Below are 11717 nucleotides of genomic sequence, written 5' to 3'. Positions count from 1 at the left end.
TCTCTGACCGTGCTTCTCTGACCGTGCTTCTCTGACCGTGCCTCTCTGACCGTGCTTCTGACCGTGCTTCTCTGACCATGCCTCTCGTTCAAGCCTCTCGTCCATTCTCTGGTTCAAGTCAAGCCTCTCGTCAAAGTCTCTGGTCCAAGCTCTTCCCTTCCTCAAGCCCGGCTTCCGGCTGGTCCATCCCTCCGGTCGAAACCTTTCGCTGAAAAATATTCGTTAACAATTCCACATGTCATGTCCAACTACCAAATGCCCGGGTGCAACGCTTGAACATCCTTCAAAAAGCTTTAAGGCAAAAAGCCAGGACAGTCTCCCGACCGTCCTGGCTTTTCTTGCTAGCCGGCTCATTCGCCGCGCCCGATACGCCGCAGCAGCTCCCCGAGCCTCTCCATTCCCGCATCCTTCGAGCCGAGCGGGTATTTCGCGCTGCCGTACATGCCGTGGTAGTCGGATCCGCCCGTCTCCAGCAGGCCGAATCGCCGGGCGTACGATGACGCCTTCTCCTCTTCCTCCTGCGAATGGGAAGGATGCACGACCTCGATCCCTTCGAGACCGGCTTCCGTCCAATCCGCGATTCCGTCGTAGTTTTGCTGTTGGCCGGGGTGGGCGAGCACCGGCACTCCGCCCGCCGCCTTTACGGCCCGGATTGCTTCCCGGGCGTCCGCATAGCGGATCGGCACATAGGCGATACCCGCCTCCCCGTCCGCCTTAGCGGGAGCGAACAAGCTGCGGTACAGCTCGCCGTTCAAAGCATCGCAGTACCCGCGCTCCATCAGAGCATGCATGAGGTGCTGCTTGTAAACGGCGCTGCCCCCGTCGGCAAGGCCGATTACTCGCTCCCACCGGATGTCGTAGCCCGCCTCCACAATTTTGTCGAAGGCGAGCCGGGAAGCCTCGTGACGCCGCCGCAAGATCGGATCGCAAACCCCGGCAATCGCCGGATGATCCCGTGCGATTCCGTAGCCGAGTATATGAACCTTTCGTTCTCGCTCGAAATCGTAGGCGGATATTTCGATTCCCGAAATGATCCGGACCCCTTCCGCCCTCCCGGCTTCCATAGCCGCCTCCAGCCCGCTCGTCGTATCGTGATCGGTAATCGCCAAATACCGGACTCCGGCTTCCTTGGCTGCCCGGGCCACTTCCCGCGCCGTCATCGTATTGTCCGATGCTTTCGTATGACAGTGCAGGTCGACGATTCCGTTTCCATTCTCCTGCATTGGACTGCCCCTCCCTTTACCCGACCGAAGTACGTCTGACCGAATGAGCACCGGCATCCCGCGTTGCCCCGCGTCCCCATTCCGCCAACGCCGGCCAATCTTTCTCGTACTGTCCTCTCACCTCGTGAATGAGGAATCCGTCGAACGAACCGCCGAGCAACGCCATAATTTCCGCCATCGGTACGTCCCCCGTTCCGATAGGCGCGTGCAGATCGCCTCGGCCGAGCGGAATGAGCTCGTATTGGTTCTTTTCCGTCGAGAAGGACGGTTTGCCGAAGTTGTCGTGGACGTGCAGGTGGATAATATGAGGCATCAGCAGCCGGACCTCCTGCTCCAAATCCAGACCGTACATCTCGGTCGATAAATGCAGATGTCCGACATCCAGGGCGACTCCGACCTGGGGGTGTCCTATCGAAGCGACCTGAGCGGCGAGCAGCCGGGGAATGACCGAATAGCAGTATTCCGGACAGTCCAGATAAGGGCGCATATTTTCCATCGCGATTTTCAATTTCAACTGGGCGGCGCGGTCGCCGGCCAAGCGCAACCATTCGCGCTCCTTCCGCAGCAGCTCCTTCTTGGCGGACTCGTCGTAATGACTCCAGCATTGCGGATACAAAAACTGCTCTTCGCCGACATATCTTCCTACATGGTACACGATCGTCTGAGCGCCGATGGCGCCGCTTGCTTCCACGGAAGCCATAAGCAGCTTCAGCTCGGTATCGCCGTTTCCTTGCCGGAACATGTTCAAATCGAAGGGCGCGTGGGTCGTCACGTGCAGCGGAACGTTTTGAAACAGCTTCCGGTACGTCTCCAGCCTGCGCTCGTTCAATAGTCCGTTCCGGATAACGCCCAGCCCCTGGATCGGAATTTCGACCGCGTCGAAGCCGTGCTCCATCAGCTTGTCGAGCTTCGCTTTCAACCGGTCCATATCGCTTACCGTATCGTTGGACTGCAGGCTGATGCCCATTCCTCTACACTTCAACGCGCTCCGCTCCTTTCCCGTCCCAAGCCGTCTCCGCGTGCCGGTAGGCCATGCGGCATACCGGATGTCCGCCTACGAGCACCGTTTCGATTACCGGACGGCTTTCTTCGGTTCGGACGAGCAGCAGGTCCGCCGCTTTGCCTGGAGCGATCGAGCCGTAATGGCGGTCGATGCCGAGCGCCTTGGCAGGGCCGAGCGATACGAGGTTGACGGCTTCGGGCAAGCCCATCCCTTGCCGATGCAGGGAAAATACCGCCTGCAGCATCGCCGGAGGATAATAATCCGAACAGAGCATGTCTACTACTCCCGCATCGATCGCTTCCCGCGCCGACAAGTTGTTGCTGTGCGATCGTCCGAGCATCACGTTCGGCGCCCCCATGACGACGTGGAACCCCCGGCGCTTCGCCTCCGCCGCGACTTCCATCGTAACCGGGAATTCGCTGATCGCCGCCCGCCAGTCCCGGACCAGATCCAGCTTCTCGATCGAATCGTCGTCGTGAGAGGCGAGCGGGACGCCTCTTTGGTACGCCTGATCGGCTATCCGCTTCAAAATCGCGGCTTCCGTCTTCGGGCGGCTGCGGCGCTCTGCCAGCAGGTCCAGCACTTCCTGCTCGGACTTTTTCTGTCGCTCCATGATGAATTTTTTCTGCACTTCCAAATTCCGGTACTGCCCTTGTCCCGGCGTATGATCCATGAACGAAAGCTGGTCGATCGCGCCCGCGCCAAGAAATCGCTCCAAATACGGAACCGCCTCCCGGTTCGTAATCTCGTAGCGGATATGAATCCGGTGATGGATAAGCCGCTTCTCCTTGCGCATCGTTCCGATGCTGTCCACGCATTCGCTCACGCTGGCGTTCCGTCTCGATTCGTTCGTCGCGTTGTCGCCCCACATGCTGAGCGAATGGTAAATCATCGTAATCCCTTGAGCCGCAAGCTTTCGTTCCAGCTCATAAAACGACAGCTCTACCGGAAACCGGCTCGTCGGACGCGGCTGCATCTCGTGCTCGATGGCGTCGCTGTGCGTATCGATCATTCCCGGCAACACCCACAGCCCGCTCGCATCGATGTTGTCCGCCGGATGCAGCAGCCGTTTCGGAAAGGGCAAAATTTCGGCTATGCGTCCGTTTTCGATACGGACCGTTCCATTCTCGACGATTCCTTCCGGCGTTACGATATGTCCGCCGACGATATGCTGTACACGTTCCATTTCGCGCTCCTCCCAACCAAAGCTCTCTATATAAGCTGAGCCGAAGAGGAAACGCCGCTGCGCTTCCACTCGCCCAAATCGAAAATACGGTCCGCCACCCGCTTCATGATCTCCCAATCGTGGAACACGCCGATCATCGTCGTCCCTTGCCGCTTCATCTCCTGCAGCAGCGCCAGAACGCTCTCGGTCGTCTCCCGGTCCAACGAAGCCGTGGGCTCATCCAGGATGAGCAGCCGGGGACGGACGATGAACGCTCTCGCCAAATTGATCCGCTGCTGCTCGCCGCCGCTGAACGTGGCCGGATAGGCGGACCACAGCGTCTCGGGGATACGCAGGCGCGCCAGCATTCCGGCGGCATCGTCCCGTGCGGCTTCGAGCGAATAGCCGAGCGGGAGCAGCCGTTCGGCAACGATATCGAGCGCGGATACGCGGGGGATTACTTTAAGAAATTGACTGACATAGCTGAGCTCGTATTTCCGCAAATGCGCCACTCGCCTCTCGTCGGCGGAAGCCAGATCGATTTCCCCGTACATGGACGAGCGAAACCGTACCCGCCCGGACGTAGGCAAATACGTGCGGTAGATGCATTTCAAAATCGAGGACTTGCCGATGCCGCTCGGGCCGGCCAGCCCCATAAAGCCGCCTTCGGGAATGGAGAACGACAAATCGCGGAACGGGTGCACCCGCATTTGCTCCGTAACCGACAGCTCGAACGTTTTGGATAAAGCTTCGACATGTAGCATACAAATCACCGCTTTCTTCGGGATAGCTTCGCAGATGCCGCTTACAGCAGCGAATGCACGAGCAGCTGCGTATACGGATGCTGCGGGTCCTCGAGAATTTGATCGGTCAGTCCGTGCTCGACGATCGCCCCCCGCCGCATGACCATCGTCCGGTCCGCCAGCATCCGGATGACGCCGAGATCGTGCGAGACGACGATCATCCCTACCCGCAAATCGCGCTGGATCGTGCGGATCAGGTCGAGCACTTTGGCCTGTACCGACAGATCGAGTCCCGTCGTCACCTCATCCAGCAGCAGCAAGGGCGGATTGTTCGCGAGCGCCTTGGAAATTTGCACCCGCTGCTGCATGCCTCCGCTGAAGTTGCGCGGCGGTTCGTCCATGCGGGAGAGCGGTATTTCGACCCGCTGCAGCAAATCGGAGGCGCGTTCGCGAATGGCGCCCACGTGGAAATGATCGGCCGCGATCAGCTTCTCGGCGATGTTGCCGCTGCTTGAGACGTTCATGCGCAAGCCGAGGTGCGGATTTTGGTAAACCATGCCCATCACATGGTTGCGAATGTACCGCTTTTGCTGGGCAAACTCGGCGAACAGGTTCGCCTCCCCGTCCTTGTAGCCGGCTATCGTCATCCGTCCGGCCGTTACATCCTCGTCGAAATACAAACATTTGACGAGCGTGCTTTTCCCCGAGCCGCTCTCGCCGACTACTCCCAATATTTCGCCCGGGTACAAATGAAACCGGATATTGCGGCATGCCCATACCGTGCCGCAGACGGGGCAGCGATTCTCGGACTCCCCGCCCGGGACCGCCTCCGCCGTCTCGCAGCGCTCGCAGCCTGCGCCATATCGTTTGGTAAGCCCTTCGACCCGCAGCAGCGGAGCTTCGCTTTGCTTCATCCGGCCGACTGCTTCGTAAACCGACATCCCGGTTTCTGCATCCGTGTTCACCGTCGATCCGTTCACACGCGCTCCCCCCTCCGCTTCCCGCAATAGCCCGTATCCGAGCACCGATAAGTCGCAGTCCCTGCCGCTTCGTCCACGACCTCGTCCAGAAACGATTCGGTGCTGCCGCAATGGCGGCAACATTTGCCGGGAAACGTCTCCGCCTTGAACGCATAGTCCTCGAACTGAAGCGGAACGACGCTCGTGTACGGAGGCACGGCATATATTTTCTTCTCCCGTCCGGCGCCGAACAGGGACAGATGGGCTGCCTGATGCAGCTTGGCGTTATCCCAACGGGGAATCGGACTGGGCGCCATAATATAGCGTCCATGCACCATGACCGGATAATCCGCGCCGATCGTAATATCCCCCCACTTCACGATGCTCTCGTACAGCGTCAGCCACATGGCGCTGTAATCCATTTCGGAGTGGCGAAGGCGCGTCATCTCTTCCCGGGGCTCCACCTTGTGAAGCGGCTCCGGCTGGGGCACCTGAAGCACGAGAATTTGGTCCTCGCGCAGCCGTTCCTCCGGAATTCTGTGCCGGGATTGGATCACGGTCGCCTCGCAGGCGTCCTCGGTCGTACCGATCCCGCTCGTCTCCTTCACGAGCTCGCGTATACTGACGGCGTTCACGCTATCGTCGTTCCCTTGGTCGATTACTTTGAGCCGATCCTCTTTGCCGATCAAGGAAAGCGTCAGCTGCAAGCCGCCTGTCCCCCAGCCGCGACCGATCGGCAGCTCGCGGGAGGCGAACGGCACCTGGTATCCCGGTATCGCGACCGCCTTCAGCGTCTTGCGGCGAATTTCCCTTTTGGATCCCTCATCGAGAAATGCAAAATTATACGCGGGCGGGTTGAAGCCCGGCTTTCGTTTCGGCGTCGTTGTTGCTGGCATGGACGGCTTCCTCCTTCCCGGCGCTATGGACCCGCTGCTGGACGCTGCGAATCCGGTCGAGCGACGATTGGAACGTAATGTAATGCGGCAGCTTCAAATGGGAGACGAAGCCGGAAGACTCCACGTTGTCGATATGCAGCAGCACGAATTCCTCGTCCTGCGCGGGCGCGCTACCTTGCGTCTCGAGCGAGCGCTCGAGAATGGCCATCGATATCGCCTTCACCTCGTTTTGGCCGAAGCAAAGCCCGTAGCCGAGCACGAAATGGACGTCGCCCGATTGTTTGCTCTGCGTGAACGAGTTGATCGTCTCCACCTCGGTCAGCATCATTTCCCCGATATATACGGCATCGTTTTCTTCATCTGAGGCGTACGGGTGCGGGATATGAACGCCGCAATAGCCGACGCGCAATTCCCCGATCGTCGGATGCACGACGCCGTAGCCTCTCATGCTGCTGTAAGCGAGCGCCGTCATCGCGCCCGTCTCGCCGCGGGCTAACGCCTGCAGCCTGGCGGAACGTTCGGAGGGAACCGTCAGCTTTTGCCTCGTTATATCGAACGGGACGGCCTCATCCGGCTCCGGCCCGCCTTTCCGGGTACGGGCCATCAAGCCCTGCTCGCGGAGCAGGTCCGTCACCTTGCGAAACGTGAGCGGGGCCGTTTCCGCTTCACTGACGCCCTCTTCCCCATCCGCAGGACTCACGCCGTTCAAGTATTCCTCGGCAAACCGTTCCAGCTCGGCAGCTCCTTCGCGCCGCAGGTCGAAATTGAGCATCCGGTGCGTGTAATCGTACGTCGGGCCGAGCACCTGCCCTCCGGGCATATCCCGGAATGAAGAAGAGATGCGGCGGATCACCCTCATGCCGGCCGGCTCGACTGTCGTCGAATAATGGTTGCGCGGCAAGGTGGACCGGTACGCCCGCACGAGAAATGCCGCTTCGCTCGGGTCTCCCTCGGCCTGCTTCAAAGCCAGAGCCGCGTGCTCGGGAGCATACATGCCCCCCTCGGACTGAATCCGGTCGACGAGCAGGCGCAACTGCTTCTCGATCGCGGTTACCGATATGCTTTCGTCAGACCCTTCGAGCCGATAATGGTGCACGAGCTTCGAAGCCTCTCGAATCGCCTCGCGTCCTCCGGTAACGGATACATATGCCATCTATCGTTTTCTCCTTCCTTGGAAGCCGGGTGAATAAGTCGTGATTTACGCCGCATATTTCCCGTCCCGTCTGGATCTCAGGCGCTTCCTTACGCATATTCATCAAGCGCTCCTTGTACATTTCGTCGTTCTCGGCAATGCGGCCAGCTCCCCGTCCGGACTGAACAAAATCATATCGACGCCCATCGGGTACAGCTCGTTCCACCGCTCGCGCAGCTCCATCCACACGGGGGATAATCCCGATACGAAAAACTCCGTCTCCCCCGAAATGCCCGGGCCCGACAACGTCCAGCCGTGCCCGGATTCGCCGCTCGGGCCAAAGCCGCTTACGAGCAGCAGCACGGTAGCGCCATCCTCCGGCGACATCAGCGAACCGGTCCGGATGCTGCCGTACCGCTGCACGATTTCCGTCTCCTCCGGCATGCCCGGGACAAACACGTAATCTGCTTTGTCCGGAGCGGTTACCCGGCCGAACGTCCGCTTCCGGATCCATTCCGCAGGCTTCTCCGGCGAACTCCCTCCCAAATCGAAGGAGAATGCAACCTCGCCGTCGACCAGCGTCAAAGCGATTGCCGCCGCTGCCGATTCGCCGCCGCTGCCGAACGGCAGACCGAGGCAATCGTCGGCCGCCGACCGCACCGTACCGGGCCGGGCCATGGCGTCGAGCAGCTTCCGGTACAACCGCTGCGTCTGATGAACCGTATCGAACGTCCTCACGTCAACGTTTGCCATAATACTCCTCCGTCGTGTCGAATTGTACTTGTGTCCGCATGACGCCGACTTCCTCTTGCCGATGCCGCATCCGGATATTCCGCTCCTCCGCGACCAGCAGCGCTTCCCAATCCGCCGTCAGCGGCAGCCCGGCGTGATACGCCGCATCGACGACCGCGAGCTGGTAAGCGCGCTCCGCATCCTCGCCCATCAGCACGCCGAACCCGTAAGCGCCCCGGATCGATACGGTGCACTCAGTAACGAGCACCTCTCCCAAGTAAAACGGCTGTTCCGATACGGAATCGCGCGCTTTGGTCATTACGAGGCTTTTCTCCGGCTGCCTGACGATCTCCACCTCGCCCGCGGCCTCCGCCGCCTCGCACAGACGGCTCAGCAGCGCTTGGTCTCCTTCGATCAAAATACGGGTTATTAGCGACTTTTTCACCGTCATCCCTTCTTTCCGATTCCGTATTTGAGCTTGATCCGGTTGCTCGCCAATTCCACGCTGAATACCATCGCGAAGATGACGATCGCCACGAAGCTGGCCGTATCGAACTCGTAAGCGCGCATCGCGTTGGCAATTTCCCAGCCTATCCCTCCCGCGCCGACGACGCCGAGAATGGACGACTCGCCGATATCCAACTCGAGCCGGAATGCGCTCCAGGCGAGAAACGAGGTGAAGACGCTCGGCAGCACGCCTTGGACCATAATTTGCAGCCAGCCCGCTCCGGTGGAGCGCATCGCCTCCAGCATCCCTTCGTCCACTTCCTCGATCGATTGGGCGAACACCTTGATCAGCATGCCGGAAGCATGCGTGCAAATGGCCAAAATACCCGGAACCGGCCCCATTCCTACCGCCACGATGAAAATAAGCGCCCATACGAGCGTCGGCACGACGCGCAGAAACGAGGCAAAGCCCTTTACGACGGCAGCGGTGCGCGGCGATACGTTCTCGGCCGCCAAAAACCCGAGCACGAACGCGATGGCGACACCAATCGCCGTACCTACGATGGCGATTTGCAACGATTCGAGCGCGGCGAGCAAAATATGATTCCACTCGGCCGCATTGGGCGGGAACATGAGGGCGAAGGAAGCGATAAATTTGAACGTCCCCTGAAACAGCACTTCGTAATTAAAGTTCAGCTGGATAAGCGAGAAGACGAAGAACAGTCCGCCAAACCAAGCGGCGCCGACAAGTATCGGATCTTTCCGCCGCTTCCTCGGGCCCGCCCGCCAATCGGCTCTGGCGAAGCCGCCCAGCTCGCCGTCAGGCTGAGGTTGAATCCATTCGGAGCTCATATGATCCTCTCCCTTATTTTGCTTGTAACGAATTCGGTGGCGAAGACGAGCGCGATCACCATCAAAATCGCCAGGCTGACTTCCTGGAACTGAAACAGCTTCAATCCTTTCTGAATCGCGAAGCCGAGCCCGCCGCCGCCGACCATGCCGATGAGCGTGGACGCGCGTACGTTCAGCTCCAGCTTATAGAGCGACCATCCTATGAATCCGGGGAAAAATTGCGGCAGCACCGCTTGCGTCAGCACTTGCGCATAGGAGGCTCCCGTCGCCCGCACCGCCTCCACCTGGCCTTGATCGATTTCCTCCAGTTGCTCGGCATAAGCCCGCGTCAACGTTCCGATCGAGGTAAGGATCAAAGCGAGCGTACCGACCAGCGTGCCGAGCCCGTACGCGGATACGAGCAAAATTCCCCATATCAACGTAGGAATGTTCCGCAGAACGGACGTGAATGCGCGGACGGCCACTTGTATCGCCGGGTGGGGCGCCGTCGTCGCCGCCGCGAAGAAGGCCAGCACGACCGACAGCAGAGCGCCTACCACCATAGCCACAAAGCTGATATAGATCGTCTCCAGCGCCGGCTGCACTAGCTTGCCGAATGTGGAGAAGTCGGGCGGCAAAAAGTCGTATACGACGAACCGGACAATCTCTTCCATGCCGCCGAATACGACGAACGGCGAAAATCCGGTCTCCGCCGCGGACCAGACGGTAATGGCCGCGATACCGAGTGCGATGAACAGTGTCTGCATCCGCTTCTGCCTGTGCAGCTGCTTCAATCGTTGCTCCATCGAAACAAATCCGCTCCTTTTCCGTTCATTTGCGGTAAATCCGTTCGGTCGTATCTTCCGTCAGCTCGTCCGGCGTTCCATCGAAGACGACGATTCCTTTATGGATGCCGATAATGCGCGTCGCGTACTTTTTGGCGACATGTACTTGGTGCAGGTTGACCAGGCATGTAATGCCGTCTTCATCGCATATGGCGTGCAGATGCTGCATAATTACCTCGGAGGTGACCGGATCGAGGCTCGCGATCGGCTCGTCGGCCAATATGAGCTTCGGCCGCTGCGACAGCGCCCGGGCGATGCTCACGCGCTGCTGCTGGCCGCCGCTAAGCTCGTCCGCCCGCTTGTACATTTGCTCCGCAAGACCGATCCGCTGCAAAATCTTCTTCGCTTCCTCCGTATCTTTGCCCGAGAACAGCCCCAGCGCCCCCGTCAGGCTATTCATATAACCGAGACGGCCGTGCAGTACGTTGCGGAGCACCGTCACCCGCTGGACGAGATTGAAGCCTTGGAAAATCATCCCGACTTCCCGGCGAAAGGCGCGCATTTGCCGCGTTCCGGCTCTCGTCGTTTCCAGCCCTCCGAAACGGATGCTCCCCTCCGTCGGATCGACAAGCCGGTTGATGCAGCGGAGCAGCGTGCTTTTGCCAGCGCCGCTCGGGCCGATAATGACTACGAATTCTCCGCGCCTGACGTCGAAGCTGACGTTCCGGAGCGCTGCTGTCCCATCCGCGTACGTTTTGTTCAAACGACTTACTTCCAACAAGCGGTCTGCCACAGTTTTCCCTTCCTCCCTTCGACCGGACGAGACCGGTCTATCTCTTCAGAAGCTCCTCCGGACTCATGTTCAACGCCTTCGCGGTATCGCGTATAATTTGGTAATCTTTATCCTCGACGGGGTAATACGCTTGCTTGCCCCCATCGAAGTAATCCGGGTTGGTCTTGTGGTACTCGAACATGAACGCCTTCACCTTCTCGATCAAATCGGCGGGCAAATCTTTGCGGTACGTCATCGGGCTCGTCGGGATCGGGTCCGACTGGGCAAGCACGCGATAATCCGAGGCTTTCACCAGACCCGCATCGACGACGCGTTTTACGCAAGTGTCGCATACGCCTGCGCCGTCCGCCGTTTTTTTGGCTATCGCGAGAATCGATTTGTCATGCCCTCCGGAAAACGACACGTTGCCGAAATACGATTCGACCTTGTCGTTTGTCAAGCCGAGCGATTTGATCAAAATCATCCGGGGGAACAAATGTCCGGATGTCGATGCCGGGTCGGCGAACAAAAACGTCTTGCCCTTCAAATCCTCCAGCTTCTGCACGGGGGAACTGGCGGGAACGACGATTTGGCTGTAATAAAACGCCGCCTCCTTGCTCGTCGCCTTGACGGCGAAGGGCACCGCCCCGCTGCGCTCGGCCGCTATAATGTAAGCGAACGGGCCGAAGGAAGCGAAGTCGATTTTTTTCGTCCGCATCGCTTCGATGACTGCCGTATAATCGTCCCCGACGAAAAGCTCCGTCTTGATGCCTATCGCTACACCCAGATCCTCGACAAATTTCTTGTTGCCGCGGGACAGCTTCCCTTCCTCTTCCCCGGGGAGCACGCCCAGACGAAGCACCTCCGGCCATTTGGCGGCCGCCGTCGCGTTGGACGACTCTGAACCCGCTCCGGCGGTAACTCCCGCCGATTGGGCCGCACAGCCCGTAAGTCCGATCATTGCAAGCGACAAAGCGATAACCGCTCCCGCTCTCCAGTTGTTCCGAATCCGGATCATTACCGATTCTC

Annotated in this window: 13 protein-coding genes; all 13 read right to left on the bottom strand. The window is 59.5% G+C overall.

All coding sequences use genetic code 11. The features are described from left to right. Nucleotides 1–350: 350 nt before the first annotated feature. The 13 genes from FE784_RS37530 to phnD all read right to left on the bottom strand — a co-directional run bounded on the left by FE784_RS37530 (nucleotide 351) and on the right by phnD (nucleotide 11706). Nucleotides 351–1223, bottom strand: a complete 873-nt coding sequence (locus FE784_RS37530; RefSeq protein ID WP_139607403.1) for a PHP domain-containing protein — start codon at nucleotides 1221–1223, stop codon at nucleotides 351–353. A gap of 16 nt (nucleotides 1224–1239) precedes the next feature. Next, nucleotides 1240–2205, bottom strand: a complete 966-nt coding sequence (locus FE784_RS37525; protein WP_139607402.1) for a sugar phosphate isomerase/epimerase family protein — start codon at nucleotides 2203–2205, stop codon at nucleotides 1240–1242. Next, complete coding sequence (phnM, locus tag FE784_RS37520) at nucleotides 2195–3412, bottom strand: phosphonate metabolism protein PhnM (RefSeq protein WP_139607401.1); 1218 nt, start codon at nucleotides 3410–3412, stop codon at nucleotides 2195–2197. The genes FE784_RS37525 and phnM overlap by 11 nt, the downstream gene beginning before the upstream one ends. A 26-nt stretch (nucleotides 3413–3438) precedes the next feature. Then, the gene (gene phnL, locus FE784_RS37515; RefSeq protein ID WP_139607399.1) at nucleotides 3439–4155 is read right to left on the bottom strand and encodes a phosphonate C-P lyase system protein PhnL; all 717 of its coding nucleotides are present in this window, start codon (nucleotides 4153–4155) and stop codon (nucleotides 3439–3441) included. A gap of 41 nt (nucleotides 4156–4196) precedes the next feature. Further along, nucleotides 4197–5048, bottom strand: a complete 852-nt coding sequence (locus FE784_RS37510) for an ATP-binding cassette domain-containing protein (protein ID WP_139607405.1) — start codon at nucleotides 5046–5048, stop codon at nucleotides 4197–4199. A 62-nt stretch (nucleotides 5049–5110) separates the two neighbouring features. Continuing rightward, entirely contained in the window at nucleotides 5111–5989 is an 879-nt protein-coding gene (locus FE784_RS37505) for an alpha-D-ribose 1-methylphosphonate 5-phosphate C-P-lyase PhnJ (protein WP_139607398.1), read from the bottom strand. Further along, the gene (locus FE784_RS37500) at nucleotides 5934–7142 is read right to left on the bottom strand and encodes a carbon-phosphorus lyase complex subunit PhnI (protein WP_139607396.1); all 1209 of its coding nucleotides are present in this window, start codon (nucleotides 7140–7142) and stop codon (nucleotides 5934–5936) included. Before FE784_RS37500 ends, FE784_RS37505 begins: the two co-directional genes overlap by 56 nt. A 102-nt stretch (nucleotides 7143–7244) precedes the next feature. Then, entirely contained in the window at nucleotides 7245–7874 is a 630-nt protein-coding gene (gene phnH / locus FE784_RS37495; RefSeq protein ID WP_139607394.1) for a phosphonate C-P lyase system protein PhnH, read from the bottom strand. Beyond that, the gene (gene phnG / locus FE784_RS37490; RefSeq protein ID WP_176706800.1) at nucleotides 7861–8298 is read right to left on the bottom strand and encodes a phosphonate C-P lyase system protein PhnG; all 438 of its coding nucleotides are present in this window, start codon (nucleotides 8296–8298) and stop codon (nucleotides 7861–7863) included. The genes phnH and phnG overlap by 14 nt, the downstream gene beginning before the upstream one ends. 2 nt (nucleotides 8299–8300) lie before the next feature. Continuing rightward, complete coding sequence (gene phnE, locus FE784_RS37485; protein WP_139607391.1) at nucleotides 8301–9152, bottom strand: phosphonate ABC transporter, permease protein PhnE; 852 nt, start codon at nucleotides 9150–9152, stop codon at nucleotides 8301–8303. Beyond that, nucleotides 9149–9937, bottom strand: coding sequence for a phosphonate ABC transporter, permease protein PhnE (gene phnE / locus FE784_RS37480; RefSeq protein WP_139607390.1), 789 nt, complete (start codon nucleotides 9935–9937; stop codon nucleotides 9149–9151). Before phnE (FE784_RS37480) ends, phnE (FE784_RS37485) begins: the two co-directional genes overlap by 4 nt. Before the next feature lie 25 nt (nucleotides 9938–9962). After that, the gene (phnC, locus tag FE784_RS37475) at nucleotides 9963–10709 is read right to left on the bottom strand and encodes a phosphonate ABC transporter ATP-binding protein (protein WP_139607388.1); all 747 of its coding nucleotides are present in this window, start codon (nucleotides 10707–10709) and stop codon (nucleotides 9963–9965) included. Nucleotides 10710–10746: 37 nt separating this feature from the next. After that, complete coding sequence (phnD, locus tag FE784_RS37470; protein WP_139607387.1) at nucleotides 10747–11706, bottom strand: phosphate/phosphite/phosphonate ABC transporter substrate-binding protein; 960 nt, start codon at nucleotides 11704–11706, stop codon at nucleotides 10747–10749. Nucleotides 11707–11717 lie beyond the last annotated feature (11 nt).

Source organism: Paenibacillus hemerocallicola, from assembly GCF_006265175.1.
Taxonomy (GTDB): Bacteria; Bacillota; Bacilli; order Paenibacillales; family NBRC-103111; genus Paenibacillus_AB; species Paenibacillus_AB hemerocallicola.
Note: the sequence above shows the minus strand (reverse complement) of the source record. Positions and strands in the feature narration are given on the sequence as shown.